The sequence below is a fragment of the Paraliobacillus sp. X-1268 genome, from assembly GCF_003426095.1.
Taxonomy (GTDB): Bacteria; Bacillota; Bacilli; order Bacillales; family Amphibacillaceae; genus Paraliobacillus_A; species Paraliobacillus_A zengyii.
On sequence record NZ_QJSK01000009.1, the window covers coordinates 56,355 to 74,445 of the forward strand.

At 34.5% G+C, this 18,091-nt stretch carries 16 protein-coding genes and 1 riboswitch; of the genes, 14 read left to right on the plus strand and 2 right to left on the minus strand.

Annotated features, from left to right (window positions below; all coding sequences use genetic code 11):
- Positions 1-8 precede the first annotated feature (8 nt).
- From D2K62_RS11605 to D2K62_RS11635, 7 genes are all read left to right on the plus strand, one after another.
- Positions 9-881 (plus strand): amidase domain-containing protein, encoded by an 873-nt coding sequence (locus D2K62_RS11605; RefSeq protein WP_198663170.1) that lies wholly within the window; start codon positions 9-11, stop codon positions 879-881.
- A 52-nt stretch (positions 882-933) separates the two neighbouring features.
- The gene (gene trmL / locus D2K62_RS11610; protein ID WP_112180027.1) at positions 934-1,413 is read left to right on the plus strand and encodes a tRNA (uridine(34)/cytosine(34)/5-carboxymethylaminomethyluridine(34)-2'-O)-methyltransferase TrmL; all 480 of its coding nucleotides are present in this window, start codon (positions 934-936) and stop codon (positions 1,411-1,413) included.
- A 135-nt stretch (positions 1,414-1,548) separates the two neighbouring features.
- Entirely contained in the window at positions 1,549-3,444 is a 1,896-nt protein-coding gene (locus tag D2K62_RS11615) for a PrkA family serine protein kinase (RefSeq protein ID WP_117161515.1), read from the plus strand.
- Between the two features lie 134 nt (positions 3,445-3,578).
- The gene (locus tag D2K62_RS11620) at positions 3,579-6,440 is read left to right on the plus strand and encodes a 2-oxoglutarate dehydrogenase E1 component (RefSeq protein WP_232828011.1); all 2,862 of its coding nucleotides are present in this window, start codon (positions 3,579-3,581) and stop codon (positions 6,438-6,440) included.
- A 22-nt stretch (positions 6,441-6,462) separates the two neighbouring features.
- Complete coding sequence (gene odhB / locus D2K62_RS11625) at positions 6,463-7,710, plus strand: 2-oxoglutarate dehydrogenase complex dihydrolipoyllysine-residue succinyltransferase (protein WP_117161517.1); 1,248 nt, start codon at positions 6,463-6,465, stop codon at positions 7,708-7,710.
- A gap of 133 nt (positions 7,711-7,843) precedes the next feature.
- Positions 7,844-8,998 (plus strand): sporulation protein YhbH, encoded by a 1,155-nt coding sequence (gene yhbH, locus D2K62_RS11630; RefSeq protein ID WP_112180031.1) that lies wholly within the window; start codon positions 7,844-7,846, stop codon positions 8,996-8,998.
- 137 nt (positions 8,999-9,135) lie between these two features.
- Positions 9,136-9,693, plus strand: a complete 558-nt coding sequence (locus tag D2K62_RS11635) for a GNAT family N-acetyltransferase (protein ID WP_117161518.1) — start codon at positions 9,136-9,138, stop codon at positions 9,691-9,693.
- A gap of 59 nt (positions 9,694-9,752) precedes the next feature.
- On the opposite strand, the gene D2K62_RS11640 is transcribed toward D2K62_RS11635, so the two are convergent.
- Positions 9,753-10,307 (minus strand): phospholipase D-like domain-containing protein, encoded by a 555-nt coding sequence (locus D2K62_RS11640; RefSeq protein WP_117161519.1) that lies wholly within the window; start codon positions 10,305-10,307, stop codon positions 9,753-9,755.
- A 188-nt stretch (positions 10,308-10,495) separates the two neighbouring features.
- Between D2K62_RS11640 and D2K62_RS11645 the strand changes: the two genes are divergently transcribed.
- From D2K62_RS11645 to D2K62_RS11675, 7 genes are all read left to right on the plus strand, one after another.
- Entirely contained in the window at positions 10,496-11,932 is a 1,437-nt protein-coding gene (locus tag D2K62_RS11645; RefSeq protein WP_117161520.1) for a carbon starvation CstA family protein, read from the plus strand.
- Positions 11,933-12,033: 101 nt separating this feature from the next.
- Positions 12,034-12,118, plus strand: a riboswitch (cyclic di-GMP riboswitch).
- 91 nt (positions 12,119-12,209) lie between these two features.
- Complete coding sequence (locus D2K62_RS11650) at positions 12,210-12,554, plus strand: hypothetical protein (protein WP_112180035.1); 345 nt, start codon at positions 12,210-12,212, stop codon at positions 12,552-12,554.
- A 40-nt stretch (positions 12,555-12,594) separates the two neighbouring features.
- Positions 12,595-13,575: a ketoacyl-ACP synthase III gene (locus tag D2K62_RS11655; protein WP_117161521.1), complete on the plus strand. Its 981-nt coding sequence runs from the start codon at positions 12,595-12,597 to the stop codon at positions 13,573-13,575.
- A 36-nt stretch (positions 13,576-13,611) separates the two neighbouring features.
- Entirely contained in the window at positions 13,612-14,352 is a 741-nt protein-coding gene (locus D2K62_RS11660) for a sirohydrochlorin chelatase (RefSeq protein WP_117161522.1), read from the plus strand.
- A 110-nt stretch (positions 14,353-14,462) separates the two neighbouring features.
- A complete protein-coding gene (locus D2K62_RS11665; protein WP_112180038.1) occupies positions 14,463-14,960 on the plus strand; it encodes a hypothetical protein in 498 nt (165 codons plus the stop codon).
- 104 nt (positions 14,961-15,064) lie between these two features.
- Positions 15,065-16,135 (plus strand): undecaprenyldiphospho-muramoylpentapeptide beta-N-acetylglucosaminyltransferase, encoded by a 1,071-nt coding sequence (locus tag D2K62_RS11670; RefSeq protein WP_112180039.1) that lies wholly within the window; start codon positions 15,065-15,067, stop codon positions 16,133-16,135.
- A 711-nt stretch (positions 16,136-16,846) separates the two neighbouring features.
- Positions 16,847-17,179, plus strand: a complete 333-nt coding sequence (locus tag D2K62_RS11675) for a hypothetical protein (protein WP_112180040.1) — start codon at positions 16,847-16,849, stop codon at positions 17,177-17,179.
- A gap of 91 nt (positions 17,180-17,270) precedes the next feature.
- Here the strand turns inward: D2K62_RS11675 and D2K62_RS11680 are convergent, their stop codons facing one another.
- Positions 17,271-17,816, minus strand: coding sequence for a beta-class carbonic anhydrase (locus D2K62_RS11680; protein WP_112180041.1), 546 nt, complete (start codon positions 17,814-17,816; stop codon positions 17,271-17,273).
- Between the last annotated feature and the right edge of the window lie 275 nt (positions 17,817-18,091).

Here is an 18,091-nt window from a genome sequence, read left to right on the forward strand (position 1 = left end):
TGATATAAATGCCATGGACAAAAAAACTTCAACACTATTGGCAAGAACAATTAGCCGTAGATCGTGCTTCAGTAGCCGATAATTGGATTGTATCAAAGAAAAAGTTACATGAACAAAGAGGTAATAAAGTACCGCACATGTATGGGCAAGGTAAAGTTATTAGAAGTAGATCAATAAATCAAAAAGAAGTACAAATTGACTATTTGTTAAGTGTCACGTTCTTAATTAAACAAGAATCAGATTTCTATCAAGAAGAGGAACAATGTGAACATCAATGTTCCTTCTATAAAGGAACGCTAGTAGAGGATAAACCTAAAATTGTAGAAACGACGCCATCAAAGGAAGTAGTTAAGACAGGTGCAGATGAACCGTTGCTAAAGATAAGGGAACAGCGGTTTTCTTATGATCGACGTAAAGCTGTTCAATATGCTGAACGTTGGTGGAACGATTATAATCCAGCATACAAAAAATTTGATGTAGATTGTACCAATTATGTTTCCCAATGCTTACATGCAGGGGGGGCTCCAATGAGGGGGTATTCTAATCGTTCCAATGGTTGGTGGTATCAAAATGAAAATTGGAGCTACAGTTGGGCTGTTGCCCATTCACTTAGGTGGTATTTAAGTGGATCGTCACAAGGTTTGAAAGGAAAAACCATTGAAGAGGCAAATCAATTACTTCCAGGTGATGTTATTTGCTATGACTTTGAAGGTGATGGGAAATGGGACCATAACACGATCGTTGTTAGTAAAGATGAAAGTGGAATGCCTTTAGTAAATGCCCATACAAACAATAGTAGACATCGGTATTGGGATTATCAAGACTCTTATGCATGGACACCAGAATGCAAATATAAGTTTTTTCGAATTGGTGAAGATTAAATGAATTTTATGCTATAATAAGCTAGTTATTATTGTTCTAGAGGTGAAAAAAATGGGCTTGCATGTCGTATTATATCAACCAGAGATCCCTGCCAATACAGGAAATATTGCACGGACTTGTTTAGCAACAAATGCAACATTACATCTTATTCATCCATTAGGATTTTCCACGGATGATAAAATGCTTCGTCGTGCTGGGCTCGATTACTGGCAAGATGTTAAAATTATGTATCATGATTCAATTGAAGAGTTATATGAGAAATTCCCTGTAAGTGAATTTTACTATATTGAGAATTTCGGTAAGAAGTATTACAGTGATTTTGATTTTAGTGATGCAGAAAAAGAACTTTTCTTTGTATTCGGTAGAGAAACAAATGGCATACCGAAATCTTTATTAGAAGGAAAAGAAGATCGCTGTTTACGAATTCAGATGGCGCAAAATGATAAGGTTCGCTCACTGAATCTCTCTAATACTGCAGCAATAATTGTCTATGATGTTTTAAAACAACAAGGGTTTCCAAATATGCATTAATAAAATAAGTGCGATTCATTTAGTGACAGACTAAATGAATCGCACTTATTTTATGCTAACAAGCATTCATTTTCTTTCGTCACCCGACATAGAATAAAAGTATCTAGTGAAAGGGATACTTAGGGAGGCAATTGGATGGACATATTGCGTAAAGTTAGAGAATATCGTGAAGAACAGGAAACATTAAAATGGGAAGGCACATTGGAAGATTATTTAGAACTTCTAAAGGAACGGCCTTATTTGGCTCAATCGGCACATTCACGGGTATATCAGATGATTCAGGATCAAGGAATAGAAGAAATAGATGGCCACAAACAATATAACTTTTTTAAAGATCAAATTTTTGGTTTAGAAGAGTCATTGGAACGGTTAATTGAAGAATACTTTCATCCAGCTGCAAAAAGACTTGATGTAAGAAAGCGAATACTATTATTGATGGGCCCTGTTAGTGGTGGTAAATCAACATTGGTTACTTTGTTGAAAAGGGGACTAGAGGAATACACTTTTACAGATAAGGGTGCAGTTTATGCTATCAAAGGTTGCCCAATGCATGAAGATCCGCTTCATCTAATTCCACATCATCTACGAGCCGAATTCGAACAAGATTATGGAATTAGGATAGAAGGTAATCTATCACCGCTTAATGTGATGCGTTTAGAAGAAGAGTATAAAGGTAGGATTGAAGATGTCTTAGTGGAACGAGTCTTCTTTTCAGAAGATAAACGTACCGGGATTGGTACTTTTAGTCCATCAGATCCTAAATCACAAGATATTGCTGATTTAACTGGTTCAATCGACTTCTCTACAATCGCAGAGTATGGTTCAGAGTCTGATCCGCGTGCTTATCGCTTCGATGGTGAATTAAATAAAGCAAATAGAGGGATGATGGAGTTTCAGGAGATGTTAAAATCTGATGAAAAATTCCTTTGGCACTTATTATCTTTAACACAAGAAGGAAACTTTAAAGCGGGAAGATTCGCACTGATTTCTGCAGATGAATTGATTGTTGCTCACACAAATGAATCAGAGTATCGCTCCTTTATTTCTAACAAAAAAAATGAAGCATTACACTCACGGATGATTGTAATGCCAATTCCATATAATTTAAAAATGAGTAAGGAAGAACAAATTTATCAGAAAATGATTCAAGAAAGTGATATCAAAGATGTGCATATCGCACCGCATACTTTGAAAGTTGCAGCTATGTTTACTACCCTAACGCGTTTAAAGGAATCAGCAAAAGGTAGTATAAGTTTACTAAAAAAAATGTATCTATATGATGGTCAAACCGTTGAAGGTTTTAGTGATACAGATGTACCAGAGTTGAAAAAGGAATTTAATGATGAAGGAATGAGTGGGATTGATCCAAGGTATGTTATTAATCGTATTTCATCTACTATTATAAAAAAAGAGATGAATTCCATTAATGCCTTAGATGTGTTGCGTTCTTTAAAAGATGGTTTAGATGCCCATGCTTCTATTTCAAAAGAACAAAGGGAAAGCTATTTAAACTTTATTTCTATTGCGCGCAAAGAATATGACGAATTAGCGAAAAAAGAAGTACAAAAAGCATTTGTTTATTCATACGAAGAATCAGCTAAGACGCTTATGGATAATTATTTAGATAACGTGGAAGCATTTTGTAATAAATCAAAGTTAGAAGATCCTTTAACGGGCGAGGAAATGCAACCAGATGAAAAGCTAATGCGATCTATTGAAGAGCAAATTGGTATCTCTGAAAATGCAAAAAAGGCGTTTCGTGAGGAAATTTTAATTCGGATTTCTGCCTATGCGAGAAAAGGAAAGAAATTTGATTATCAATCACATGAACGCTTACGTGAAGCAATTCAGAAAAAACTTTTTGCGGATCTAAAAGACGTAGTGAAAATTACCACTTCATCGAAAACACCAGATGAACAACAATTGAAAAAAATGAATGAAGTTGTTGCAACATTGATTGATGAATATGGATATAATTCAACGTCTGCAAATGATTTGTTACGTTATGTTGGAAGTCTTTTAAATCGTTAATCCTCCATATTGGGGGATTTTTTTTATTGTTTACAAAAAACACAAAAATTTGGACGAATATCACATTGTTTCCATGAAAAGAATAGGTTATATTAAGAAATAAGAGTTACTTAGAAGACATGGAGGGATTTCACGTGACGAAAAGAGAATCAAAGGAGCGATTCTGGCGCAATATTCATGCTGCTAACAGAAGCTACATCGAAGAACAATATCGCATGTTTTTACAAAACGCTACTAGCGTTCCTACATCCTTTCGTGACATGTTTGAGCAATATGGTGCCCCTAATTGGGCTGACCAGTCTATAAATGAAGAAAATAGAAAAGATATATCGTTTGATATGATAAAAAAGGTAACTGCCACCATACAACTTGTTGAAGCCATTCGGCGATATGGACATCTAGCAGCTAAGATCTATCCTGTAGGGAGAAAGAAAAATCGACATTCGACATTAATATTACCTGTGAGCTATGGTTTGACTGAAGAAGATTTAATGGCTATTCCTGCAACACTAATTTGGGAAACACCTCAACTTGGGCTTGAGACAGCACATGATATTATTGAGATGTTAAAAAGCTGTTATTCTAATACGATATCTTTTGAATATGATCATGTAAATCAACATGAAGAGCGGAAATGGTTACAGGACCAGATTGAATTAGGAGATTATAGGGTTCCTTTTTCAGAAAGTAAAAAAAAGAATTTATTAACAAATTTAATTGAAGTAGAGGGATTTGAAAAGTTTCTTGGGAAAACATTTGTTGCACAAAAAAGATTCTCTATTGAAGGTTTAGATGTTATGGTCCCGATGTTAAATTTACTTGTTCAACAATCTTTATATGATGAGACAGAAAATGTCATGATTGGTATGGCCCATCGTGGCCGATTAAGTGTCTTAACACATATTTTAGGTAAACCATTTGATTTGCTATTCTCTGAGTTTCATCATGCACAGAACAAAGCATTACTTCCAATTTCTAATACGCATTCTATTACGTATGGCTGGACTGGAGATGTTAAATACCACTTTGGGGCAAAGCGTGATATTGGTAAAGAGAAACCTTCTCCAACTCGAATTACGTTAGCGCATAATCCATCACATTTGGAATTTGTAAATCCAGTGGTAGAAGGTTTTACACGTGCTTGTCAAGATTATCGATTTCAATCGGGATACCCAAAACAGGACCAAGATAAAGCATTTAGTATTCTAATCCATGGTGATGCTGCATTTATTGGGCAAGGTGTAGTCGCTGAGACACTTAATTTAAGTGCTTTACCGGGTTATCAAACGGGTGGAACCATTCACTTAATTGCTAATAACCAAATCGGCTTTACAACAAATCATGAACAGAGTAGATCGACGCGTTATGCTAGTGACTTAGCCAAGGGATTTGAGATTCCAATTGTTCATGTTAATGCGGATGATCCAGAAGCGTGTCTTTCAGCAATGAAGTTGGCATGTGCTTACCGTAAGAAATTTCATAAAGATTTCTTGATTGATCTTGTTGGTTATCGTCGCTACGGCCATAATGAAATGGATGAGCCTAGAGCAACGCAACCAGCACTTTATCAAGAAATTGATCAGCATCCAACAGTCACAGCACTTTATGCTAATAAGTTAATAAAAGAATCGATTATAGATGCTGATGCATTCCATTCTATCCAACAAAAAGTATGGAATGATCTGCAAGAGATATATGAAAACATGAAAGAAAATAATAACGATACGTATGAACCAAAAGCTGCTCCAACAGCGTTAGCTTATGGATTGGAACAATTTAATACTGCTGTGCCATTTCAATTACTAGATCAATTAAATAGTAAGTTACTAAATCGTCCAGAAGGCTTCACTACATTTCAAAAGCTGGAAACAATTTTAAAGAAGCGAGCCAGAGCATTTGATCAGAATCAAACAGTTGATTGGGCAAGTGCAGAGGTTTTAGCCTATGCTTCGATTTTGACAGATGGTATTCCAATTCGTTTGACAGGTCAGGATACAGAACGTGGAACATTTGCGCATCGTCATCTCATGTTACACGATGTGCATACTGGCGATCGTTATTGTCCATTGCATGGTTTAGGTAATAGCACCGCATCATTTTCTATTCATAATAGTCCATTATCAGAAGTTGCAGTATTAGGATTTGAATATGGTTATAGTGTTGAAGCACCAAAAACACTGGTTATATGGGAAGCCCAGTTTGGCGATTTTGCAAATGTGGGTCAAGTTATGTTCGACCAGTTTATTTCGTCAGGCCGAGCGAAATGGGGAGAAAAATCAAATATGGTATTTTTATTACCACATGGTTATGAAGGGCAGGGGCCTGAACATTCGAGTGCTCGACTGGAACGTTTTTTATCCTCAGCTGCAGAAAACAATTGGATTATTGCAAACGTCACAACAAGCGCACAATACTTCCATCTATTACGAAGGCAAGCAGCCCTGGTCGACAGTGACGCAGCTCGTCCGCTCATTGTGATGACGCCTAAAAGCTTGTTACGACATGCTGCTGTTGTTTCGCACATCGATCTATTGTCAGAGGGTCAATTTGAAACTTGTATGTCAACTAGTAAAGTAGACGGGGATTATAGTAGCGTTAAACGTATTATAATTGGTAGTGGTAAAGTTATGATTGATTTGAATGAAGCGTTAATCAAATTAGACAATACAGATTGGGTACATGTGATTCGTCTAGAGCAAATCTATCCATTTCCAAAGAGTGAAATTGATTATATTTTCGCTGCTTGTGAAGGTTTAGAGGAAGTGATTTGGATTCAGGAAGAACCAGAAAATATGGGTGCATGGAATTTTGTGAAAGATAGGTTATACCGTCTATTGCCAGAAACAGTCAGACTACGATTTGTTGGCAGATGGGAAAGATCAGCACCTGCTGTAGGTGACTTGTCTATTCATAAAAACGAACAAAAGCATATTATTGAAACTGCTCTAGAAGACAGAACAAGTGCTTTTCAGAAACCTGCATATTTTGTTAAATAATCTTAGGCGGGAGGATGTCCTGATGATCGAATTGAAAATTCCAGAGTTGGCTGAATCTATTACAGGTGGAACAGTTGTAGAATGGCTTGTAGAAACAGGAGATACAGTAAAAAAGGGAGATCCTGTTTTAGAAATAGAAACGGATAAAATTAATGTAGAAATACCCGCAAATGCTAGTGGTGTCATAACATCTATTCATAAGCAAGTGGAAGAAGAAGTACTAGTCGGTGACATTGTTGCTATCATCAATGATAAGAAAGAATTAAGTGCTAGTAAACCAGGTAAAGATGAAAAAGAATCTACATTACGAGAGCGTGCCATTCATACTGGCGAATTTAAAAAGGCTGAGGATTACATTGTAGCAACGCCTTCAGTTAGGAAAAAGGCGCGACAGTTAGCTATCGATCTAAGAGAATTAAATGGACAAGATCACATTAAGAGGATTCAGCATAGCGACATAGAAGCGTTTGCTAAACAAAAAGATTTAATAGTAGGAAATAAACCTCTAACAAACGCTTCTGAAGAAGGAGAAAAACAAGTAACGAATACATTCATAAAAGAATCTACTAAAGAAATCGAAAGAGTTAAAATGAGTCCTCGTCGTCGTACGATTGCTAAACGATTAGTGGAAGCACAACAAGAGGCAGCGATGCTAACAACATTTAATGAAATTGACTTATCAGTCGTGATGGAGATTCGTGCTAAACGAAAGGATGCATTTTTTAAGAAACATGGTGTTAAGCTAGGTTTGATGTCATTTTTTACGAAGGCAGTTGTTATGGCACTCAAGGAATTCCCTATTTTAAATGCAGAGCTACAGAGTGATGAAATTTTATTGAAGAAGTTTTATGATATTGGAATAGCAGTATCTACTAATGATGGTTTAGTTGTACCAGTACTTCGCGAAGCAGATAAACTTGGATTTGCTCAAATTGAATCAGAAATAAGCCGATTAGGTGAGAAAGCAAAGGCAAGAAAGTTAGAAATAAGCGATTTACAGGGGGGAACGTTTACTATAACAAATGGTGGTGTATTTGGTTCATTATTTTCAACACCTATTCTAAATGCACCCCAGGTCGGGATTTTGGGAATGCACACCATTCAGAAAAGGCCGGTTGTATTAGAAGACGATACCATTACAGTTAGACCAATGATGTATGTTGCACTTTCATATGACCATCGTATTATTGATGGAAAAGATGCTGTTCAATTTCTGATGTATGTAAAACAATTACTTGAAACACCATATGATCTTTTATTAGAAAGTTAATTTCAAGAGTCACATTAGATGTGACTCTTTATTTTTATGTTAATTAAATTAATTGATTTTTCTAAAATCTTAATCAAAACAATATCTACTGCATATAATAAGGAAACACACACAATAAGGAGGGGATTTACACATGTCTAAAAGTTTCTTGATTTCAGAAGATGACTGGTCACTTCATCGCAAGGGATATGATGATCAAAAGCGTCATCAAGATAAGATTAAAGATGTTCTTAAGCAGAAGCTCCCCGACCTCGTAAGTGAAGAAAGTATTGTTATGTCTAGAGGGAAAAATATTATTCGAATTCCAATTCGTTCATTAGATGAATATAAAATCCGCTACAGTCAGGAGAAAAATAAACAAGCAGGGCAAGGTGATGGTGAAAGTAAGGTTGGTGACACTGTTGCAAAGGGTGGAAAGCCTAAACAAGGTAATGGAACAGGTGAAGGAGCCGGTGATCAACCTGGAACGGATTATTATGAGGCTGAAATATCTATGGAAGAGTTACAAGAAGCTTTTTTTAGTCAACTAGAGTTACCTAATTTACAAGAAAAAGAGAAAGATAATATCGTACTAACTGATGTAACCTTTAATGATATTCGGAAAAAAGGTTTAGAAGGTAATATTGATAAGAAACGTACATTATTAGAAGCCTACAAACGAAATGCAAGGCAAGGAAGTGCTGTATTTCATCCAATTTATCCCGATGATTTACGATTTAAAACGTGGAATGAAATTGAAAAACCACAATCTAAAGCAGTTGTCTTAGCAATGATGGATACGAGTGGAAGTATGGGGCAATTTGAGAAATATATGGCACGTAGCTTCTTTTTTTGGATGACACGTTTTCTACGGACTAACTATGCAACAGTAGATATTGAATTTATAGCGCATCATACGGAGGCGAAAGTAGTAGATGAAGAAGCGTTTTTTTCTAGAGGTGAAAGTGGAGGAACCATCTGTTCATCAGCTTATAAAAAGGCATTAGAATTGATTGAATCAAAATATGATCCTGCGCAATATAATATTTATCCTTTTCATTTATCTGATGGTGATAACCTTACCTCAGATAACAGACGTTGTGTAGCGTTGGTAAAAGAACTGTTATCATACGCAAGTTTATTCGGTTATGCGGAAGTAAATCAATATCAGCGTCATTCTACATTAATGCAAGTATTTAAAGAATTTGATCAACCAAATCTTGATCATTTTATTTTGCGAAAAAAAGAAGATGTTTATTATGCGATGCAACACTTCTTTAAAAATGATAAAAAGGAAGTATATGCATAATAGATTTGTAATAATATATCAATTTAAAAGACCAAATCGAACATTGATTTGGTCTTTTATTGATTGATAATAAATAGATAAGTTTCCTATATATATATGCTAAAATAAATTTAAAAGAAAACAAGGGAGAGCGAAAAATGTTAATACATAGGATTGATGGAGAAGTCTCATTGAGAATGTTTAATGAAAGTGACGCTGAAGAATTTTACAATTTAACGATTAGCTCAAAAGACTATCTAAGAGAATGGCTTGGATGGCTTGACTATATTGAAAGTATAGAAGATACTACTCAAAATATCAAAACGAGATTAAAGGCTTTTGCAGAAAATGGTGGCTACCCAAAATCTTTTGCGATAATTTATAAGGGAGATATTGCAGGAACAATTGGATTTAATACTCTTAATAAAAACGATAAAATGGGTGACATTGGTTATTGGTTAGGTAAAGATTTTCAAGGTAAAGGTATTATGACAAGGGCTTTTATGGCTATAATTGATTATGGATTTAACGAACTTGGACTTAATAGAATTGAGATAAGCGTCGCTACTGATAACAAAAAAAGTAGAGCTCTTCCTGAACGTTTTGGTTTTAAAGTAGAAGCTGAATTAAGACAAGCAGAATGGCTGTATGACCATTATGTAGACCACGTTATTTATGGACTTTTGGCGGAAGAAATAGAAAAAATCCATGTTTAAAAATAAAAACGCTCAACGTACTTGAAGAATTCCAAGTGTGTTGAGCGTTTTTCTAGTTTTTAAGGTGTCCAATATGTGTAATCATCGCTTTCCCATAAAGTAAGGAATAAATCATTCCATTCTGTTGCTAATGTAGTATTTTCAATGGAAAAAAGAAGTTCTTGATTTTCTTCACTAGAGTTGTCTGTATAATTAAATGAACCAGCCACTACTGTTGTTTGATCTGCAATTGTTAATTTTAAATGCATTTTAGTTTCGGTATTTATCTTGATTGGAATACCAGCTTCCCAAAATGAGGTAAAAATCTCCTCACTATCTTCATTCGTTATCTTCTCTTGATCTGTTATTATCTGAATAGCTACACCACGCTGATTTGCCTCAAGTATAGCCTCTGAAATAACTGTATCATCAAGATTATAAATAGCTATATCAAGGCTTTCGGTTGAATTGTTAATGATATCTAGCAATTGTTGTTCGGGATCTCCCTCCAAATTACTGAGAGAATAGGAGATTTTGCTTCCAGTTGCATCTATTTCATTTGTATTATTATCAAAGATGAAATAGACATTTAACAGGATGGAAAGTGCCAAAAAGACACTAATAATTTTATTCATAAAATGTTCCTTTCTTAGGTGAGATGATATCCTCTACATTACCGATTATAAGATTCATTTCTTAAAAATCCCTTAACTGCCAATAGTATATTTATTTAAAAGATAGTTTTTTCAGAATATTGTATTTACTTTTTGTCAGAAAGTGTTACTATATGTATACTTTACGATTTTAACAGGGGGAAATGGATATGGTAACATTTTTACTTGCATTATTTGCACTTATACTTGGTTATATTTTTTATTCTAAATTTGTCGAGAAAGTTTTTGTAGTAAACGATGAAACAGTTACACCTGCATATAGTAAGCGTGATAATTTAGACTTTATTCCAATGAGTTGGTGGAAGGGAAACTTGATTCAATTGCTAAATATTGCGGGATTAGGTCCAATATACGGAGCGGTTGCTGGCGCTCTGTATGGGCCAGTAGCATTCTTTTGGATTGTGTTAGGTAGTATATTTGCAGGGGGCGTACACGATTATTTTTCAGGAATGATGTCCTTACGTCACGGTGGGGCACAATTTCCAACGCTTGTTGGCCGATATTTAGGAAAGTATATCAAGTCATTTATTAATGTTATTTCACTTGTTTTAATGATTTTGGTTGCAGCAGCATTCACTGCTGGACCTGCACAATTGATTTCGCAAATTACACCATTAAGCTTTTTTGTTTCCTTAGTAATTATCTTTGCTTATTTTGTTATAGCAACTGTATTGCCAATTAATCGTGTTATTGGACGAATCTACCCAATTCTAGGAGCGATCTTGTTAATAATGGCAGCTTCTGTTGGAATTGCCTTGCTGTTTTCAGGAAAACCAATCCCTAATATTACATTGCAAAATTTGCATCCTGGTGATTTACCTATTTGGCCTTTATTAATGGTTACAATATCGTGTGGAGCAATTTCTGGTTTTCACTCGACACAAAGTCCAATTATTGCGAGTACAATGAAAAAGGAAACAGATGGGCGTAGAATTTTTTACGGAGCAATGATCACTGAAGGAGTTATTGCATTAATTTGGGCAGCTGCAGGGATGACTTTCTTTAATGGAACTACTGGATTACAAGAAGCATTAGCCGCTGGAGGTCCGTCAGGTGTTGTTAACGAAATTTCAACGTCATTACTTGGAGTTACTGGTGGGATTCTAGCGATATTCGGTGTAATTATTCTGCCAATAACAACTGGGGATACTGCATTACGATCATCACGAATGATTTTAACAGATATGCTTTCGAATATATTTGATATGAATAATAAAATTAAAGTACTACTTATTGCAATTCCAGTTTCTATTCCTGCATTCTTTCTAGCGACCATTGATTATACATTTTTATGGCGGTATGTTGGCTGGACAAATCAAGTGGTTGCAACAGTAATGCTTTGGACAGCTGCAATGTATCTAGTTGAAAGTCATAAATTTCATTGGATAGCAGCAATACCGGCTATTTTTATGACTGGTGTATCGACAACATACATTTTTTATGCTCCTGAAGGATTGGGACTTGATTATAGTCTTTCTTTAACAATTGGTTTTATTTTAACTTTATTAGTAGTAGCGTGGTATATAATCCAATTAGTTAAATATCAAAGAATTAAAAAAAGAAGTGCACAATTAAACATAGCATAACTAAAAGGTACCTTCTAAAGGTGCCTTTTTAAAGTTAATTTATTTAAATTAGAACTACTAATTTAGAACATATTATGATATTATATTTAAGCAATTATAACTATATACTTTGGCAAACTTATTGAAAAATGAGGACGCAAAGCCACGAATCTAAAGCTTTAGAGCAAAGATAGTCGAGCTGCATTTAGTCATTTAGCACGTATTAAAATGATTGTGAGCCTACAAATGTTTTTGTAGGCTTTTTTGCGTACATGGTATAAAACAGGGGGAAAGTGTAATGGAAAAGTATAGTATTAAGGTTGATGAAACAAATAAGAAAGTAGACATGATTGTAAGTGGTTCGTTTGAGCCTGCAGATGTGGAGCAGTTCGTGAAAGATTATCAAACAAAAATAGGTGCTATTACAACTAATCAATATACATTAGATGTTGATTGTACCACTATGAATATACTGACAAAAGATATGGTGCCGAGTTTAGAAAATTCATTTAAAATGTACAACCAATCAGGATTCGAAAAGATTCTTTTCACAATCAAGAAAAATCCTGTAATAAAAATGCAGTTGAAACGAATTGCTAAAAATTCAGGTTTAACAAATTCTGAAGTAGTCGAGATTGCGTAAAACTATTTAAATGATATTGGTTTAAAGGTGGGTATTGTTAGTGGAAAACATTAGAATTAAAGGGGTAGATGTTTATCATCCGGATAAGATTCTGGATAATGCATATTTCATTAATCATTTTGCTGAGAGAGATAAAGATATAGAGAGATTTTTAACACATATGGGTAGAGATAAGAGATATGTGATTGATAATTCAGAAGAAAATGGATTGACAATGGGAGTCGCTGTTGCACGAAAATTATTAAAAAAGCTAAATCTCACTGGTAAGGATATCGATATGATTGTATTTTCAACGCAAGTACCAGAAACTACTTTTCCTACTAATACGATGTTTTTACATGCTGCAATTGAGGCAGATAGTGAGACGATAATATTTGACTCTAATGCTAATTGTGCTGGCATGACAGTTGCTGTAGAACAAGCGTCTTATTATATGAAAGCAAATGCTCGAATAAATAAAACACTTGTTGTAGGCTCTGACTATAATTCGCTTATTAGCAATCCAGAAGATGAGATTACATATGCTAATTATGGTGACGCTGCTGCCGCTGTAGTGTTGGAGAAAACAAAAGAAGATTCTGGTTTTATTGATGCTATCTACCATACTGATTCAGTTAATCATGATAAAATTATGTATCCTGGAAATGGCTTATCGAATATAAACAGTGAAGAAGATAAATATATTAAATGGCTTCCTTTTAATGCCGATTTGGCAATGCCACCAACTTATAGAATGTTAGATAGACTATTAGAAAGAAACAATCTAACAACAAATGACATAAAAGCCTACTGCTTATCCCAATTCTCTTTAGCTAATATCTTGAAAATTCAAAATAAATTTGCTTTAGATCAGAAACAATTGATTTATGTTGGAGATCGCTTTGGTTATACAGGTACCAGTAGTCCATTTATTGCTTTACATGAAGCAGTAGAAACTGGAGTTGTAACACGTGGAGATTATGTTGTTTTTTGGACGATAGGTGCAGGTTTTCAACTTGTCGCAATGTTGTTTAAATATTAGTTTAAATGATAGAATGTTGTTAGAGGTGAATTATGTATGCGAGCAGTTCTTTATATATGCCATGGTAGTAAAAATGATCAAACGAATAAACAATTTCAATTAGAATTGGAACAGATGGAACAATACATCAATGCTCCAATCCAGATCACTGCTTTTCTAGAAGCAGAGCCATCAATTATTGAAGGTGTTACAAAATGTTCGGAGCAAGGTGCGACAGAAATTATTCTTGTGCCTATTTTTCTATTACCTGGAGTGCATGTAATAAAGGATATTCCTAATGAAGTGAAAATTGCACAACGCACATTTCCCGAGATACCTATCCATTTAGGGGAACCATTAGGTGCTAGGGAACAACTTATTTTAAATACTCAAAAGCGTATAGTAAATAAGCGTTTGAAGGGTAAACAAAAAAGAGAAGCAGTTCTCCTTGTTTCACACGGTAGTAGGTATTTAGAAGCAAGTAATACATTTACTTATTTTGCACGTGAATTAGAAAATAGATTGCTAGAATTACCTGTCTTCGAATCTTATTTGAATTCGAACAAACCAAATTTCGAATCTGAATTAAGACGTTTATTGGCAGCTGATTATGAGGTTATTTATCTAGTGCCACACTTTTTTTCAATAGGGTTTTTCCCTGAAAAGATAAAACAAACAGCATCATATGTTCAGGGGAATCAAGAACAGACAGAAGTTATTTATGTAGATCCTATTACGTTTGATCAGGATATTTATGCAAATATCAAAACTAATTATAACAGAACAATTATCCGATAAATGGATATTAGTTCTGTTTTTTTTATATAAACTGAAACGGATCGAACGATTTCTACGTCTAATAAATAACATGTTTTTTGTTGAAAAAATAGAAGGAGGGACGAAAATTAATGAAAAAATATGTTTTCTTGTGTATGATAAGTTTTTTTACACTGATTGGTTGTAAACAACAGGTAGCGATTCCTGAAGGTTATTATGCTTATGAAAATTCGGAAGTAGAAAAAGCTTTAGAGGGACTTTCATTCAATCCTGAAACACCGGAATTCGTCCCTATTCAAGTGGATTTTATTATTTCAGATCAGTATGTAGTTAATGATACAAATCAAGAGGCTGTAGATATTAGTTTTTATTCCCAAGAAAATGATCTTTTAACGTTTCAAGCAGTTGAGGGAGAATTTAAGAATCTTATTGACGGGGATCCGATTAAATTGGAAGGAGAAATAAGCGGCTCTTACATTGATAATAACTTCGCAAAAACACTTCATTGGAGTAAAGCAGGTATATCGTATAAATTAGTTTACCGTTCTGGTATTGTTAAAAAAGAAGAAGTTTCCAATAAAATAACAAAAAGTGAATTAGTAAGAGTGGCAGAATCATTTCAATCATAAAAATATCAGTTCTTTTTTCTAATAGTAATTGTTTCATACATATTTGCGTTCCTTTTATGATAAAATCCGTATAGAGCACTGTGAAAAAAGAGAGGATTTTATTAATGAGTAAAAAGTCTATTGTATTTACTGGTGGCGGAACAGCTGGTCATGTTATGGTGAACATTGCAATTATTCCTACCTTTTTAGAACAAGGTTGGAAAGTTGATTATATTGGATCGAAAACGGGAATTGAGCGTGAGCTAATTGGGAAATTAGAAGGTGTTACATATCACCCAATTTCAACAGGAAAGTTACGTAGATATATGTCTATGGAAAACTTTAAAGATCCATTTAAAGTATTAATAGGTATAGAGCAAGCGTATCGAATTTTAAGAAAAGTAAAGCCACAAGTTATTTTTTCTAAAGGTGGATTTGTTTCTGTACCGGTCTTAATAGCAGCTCGAATGAGACGTGTGCCAGCTGTGATACATGAATCAGATATTACCCCTGGATTGGCGAACAAACTGGCAATGCCGTTTGCTAAAAAAATTCTTGCAACCTTTCCTGAAACGATGCAACATTTACCTGAGAAAAAAGCTGAATGGATTGGAGCAGTTGTGAGACCAGAGCTTTTGCAGGGAAGCAAACAAAAGGGATTAGCATATGCTGGACTACAAGGTATAAAACCTACACTACTAATTATGGGAGGTAGTGCGGGAGCGCAGCAAATCAACCAAACTGTAAGAGCTGAATTAACGACACTAACCTCAGAATTTGAGATTATTCACATTTGTGGAAAGGATAATGTTGATCACACTATAAGTGTTTCAGGGTATAAACAGTTTGAATATGTCCACGAACAATTAAGTGACCTATTTGCTGCTACTGATTTTGTTTTATCACGAGCTGGCGCCAATGCGATTTTTGAATTTTTAGCATTGCGAAAACCGATGCTTTTAATACCATTATCTCGTCGAGTAAGTCGTGGTGATCAAATATTAAATGCTGATTCCTTTAAGAATCAAGGCTATGCACATGTATTAGAAGAAGAAGAATTAACGGGAGACACGCTAGTAAATGCCTTGCAAAAATTAAAAGAAGAAGGCCCGATTTTTGAAAAAAATATGCGCAAGTATGAAAGTCGTCAAGCAAGAGACGAAGTAATTACTATCATTAAAACTACAGCAAAATAGTAAGTAAATATAAACTCGCAAACGATTGGTTGCGAGTTTGCTATTTTTTTCATAGGATAAGTTCGATAATTCGTTTTTTTTCTGATAAAATTGTTGTTTATGATTAAATTTTTTTAGACACTGACGTAACAATCTGGTCTTACTCGCTACGTCAGCAAATAGTTTCGCTTTCCGTGGGCACAACCTCAGCTATCTATAGAAGCAAAGAACGCTTCTATAGAGGATCTTCGGTTCGTGCTATTCCCACAGGAGTCTCAACCATTTGCTTCCTTCGCTGATTAGTGGATCTATTTTTAAGTATAAGAGAGAATCATGTCGAAACATTTTCAAGAAACTAATGATTAATGTGTTTATTTGTAATTGATAAAATGTTTAATGACAAAACTAGCGGATCAAGCGAAATGGGCGAGACTCCTGCAGGAACAGCATGGGCTGAAGATCCACTCGGAAACGTTCTTAGTTTCCGAGTTAGCTGAAGCCGTGCCTGCGGAAAGGGAGCCCATTTCGCTTGAGGAGCGGGGCGAAAATTCTATTGCATTGCAATTTATATAAAGAATGCTATGTCGCAGTTTTATTTCTATTTCGATTTAAAAGTGATTAAAATTTAAGTGCAAGAAGGTTTTTTGATAGTTAATTGATTTCAGGAAGTTATTTAATTTTTAATAAGTTTAAAAAGATTGTTATAATTAACAGATTGAAGGGAGAAAAGTGATGAAATTAATTATATGTCCATATTGTAAGAAACCAATTGAAAAACGAGATGAACTTGTTACCGTAAGTAACATGTTTCGTATTCGACCTTATCATTATGTTTGTTATCAAAAAGTAGAACTAGAAATAAAGGCTATTTGGAGTCTTTGGACACCTTTAAATGGTATTTCAGGAACTGTCCGATTTATAATATTGTTAGGTATAGCCATCTGGTTACTAACGACTAACAAATTCGGTCTAGGTGGGGAATTATTAGGTTTATTTGCTATGTATAATGTTATTGTGCACATTACTGCTTACTTAATGTATGACCGACGTCTACCAAAGTTATAACTATACTTTAGCTAATAGCTTGTTACATAAAAATAAAAGGTGACATGCATAAATATAATATGCATGTCACCTTTTATTTTCTGATTAACTTTTAGTATCCTTTGATAACTAAATCCAACTTACCTGTATGAGGATCTATTACTAACCCATGAACAGGAATATCTTCAGGTAATAGGGGATGACTCTCTATAACGGAAACAGAACGTTTAACGGATTCGTCTACATGACTAAAACCTTCTAACCACTCTGAAGCGTTTACTGGTAATTGTTCTAAATTATCTTCTGTAATTCCTTTTGATTTCATTTTTGTTATTAGTGTCTCTGTGTCTAGGTTATTCATTCCGCAATCATGGTGCGCAACAACAAAAACTTCTTTTGCCTGCAATGCGTGAATAGCAATTAGGATGCTTTTCATTACACTGTCATAAGGATCTGTAAGGATTGCTCCTGCCGATTTAACTATTTTGACATCACCATTTTTAAAGTTTAGTGCTTTTGGTAATAATTCGACTAAACGTGTATCCATGCATGTCAAAATAACTGCCTTTTTATTTGGCAGACTGTCTGTTGCATATTGTTGATAGGATTTACTTTCAACAAACTTTTGGTTAAAAGTAAGTATTTCTTCTAATAACATATTTAGCCCCCCTTTAATTTAACACTCCTTATATAATAGTTGATACAGGCTATATGTTTCAAGTTTTTTGTCTTAAATTCTCATTATGGTGAATTTTTGCAATTTTCATTGACTGAAGAAATAGTTAAGCTTATAATATGTATATTGAATTCATGAGAGGAGGTCATTAAAATGAAAATGCATAAAACTTATTCAGTTGTAGTTTTCACTAATTTTATAAAAAACGTGACCTCCAAAGCGAAATTAGGATTTGATTGAATTGTTTGATCAATTCT

Excerpts from the sequence above, each read along its gene's own strand:
- D2K62_RS11605 (WP_198663170.1), top strand. The coding sequence starts at position 9 with ATGCCATGGACAAAAAAACTTCAACACTATTGGCAAGAACAATTAGCC.
- trmL (WP_112180027.1), top strand. The coding sequence starts at position 934 with ATGGGCTTGCATGTCGTATTATATCAACCAGAGATCCCTGCCAATACA.
- D2K62_RS11615 (WP_117161515.1), top strand. The coding sequence starts at position 1,549 with ATGGACATATTGCGTAAAGTTAGAGAATATCGTGAAGAACAGGAAACA.
- odhB (WP_117161517.1), top strand. The coding sequence starts at position 6,463 with ATGATCGAATTGAAAATTCCAGAGTTGGCTGAATCTATTACAGGTGGA.
- yhbH (WP_112180031.1), top strand. The coding sequence starts at position 7,844 with ATGTCTAAAAGTTTCTTGATTTCAGAAGATGACTGGTCACTTCATCGC.
- D2K62_RS11635 (WP_117161518.1), top strand. The coding sequence starts at position 9,136 with ATGTTAATACATAGGATTGATGGAGAAGTCTCATTGAGAATGTTTAAT.
- D2K62_RS11640 (WP_117161519.1), bottom strand. The coding sequence starts at position 10,307 with ATGAATAAAATTATTAGTGTCTTTTTGGCACTTTCCATCCTGTTAAAT.
- D2K62_RS11645 (WP_117161520.1), top strand. The coding sequence starts at position 10,496 with ATGGTAACATTTTTACTTGCATTATTTGCACTTATACTTGGTTATATT.
- D2K62_RS11650 (WP_112180035.1), top strand. The coding sequence starts at position 12,210 with ATGGAAAAGTATAGTATTAAGGTTGATGAAACAAATAAGAAAGTAGAC.
- D2K62_RS11660 (WP_117161522.1), top strand. The coding sequence starts at position 13,612 with ATGCGAGCAGTTCTTTATATATGCCATGGTAGTAAAAATGATCAAACG.
- D2K62_RS11665 (WP_112180038.1), top strand. The coding sequence starts at position 14,463 with ATGAAAAAATATGTTTTCTTGTGTATGATAAGTTTTTTTACACTGATT.
- D2K62_RS11670 (WP_112180039.1), top strand. The coding sequence starts at position 15,065 with ATGAGTAAAAAGTCTATTGTATTTACTGGTGGCGGAACAGCTGGTCAT.
- D2K62_RS11675 (WP_112180040.1), top strand. The coding sequence starts at position 16,847 with ATGAAATTAATTATATGTCCATATTGTAAGAAACCAATTGAAAAACGA.
- D2K62_RS11680 (WP_112180041.1), bottom strand. The coding sequence starts at position 17,816 with ATGTTATTAGAAGAAATACTTACTTTTAACCAAAAGTTTGTTGAAAGT.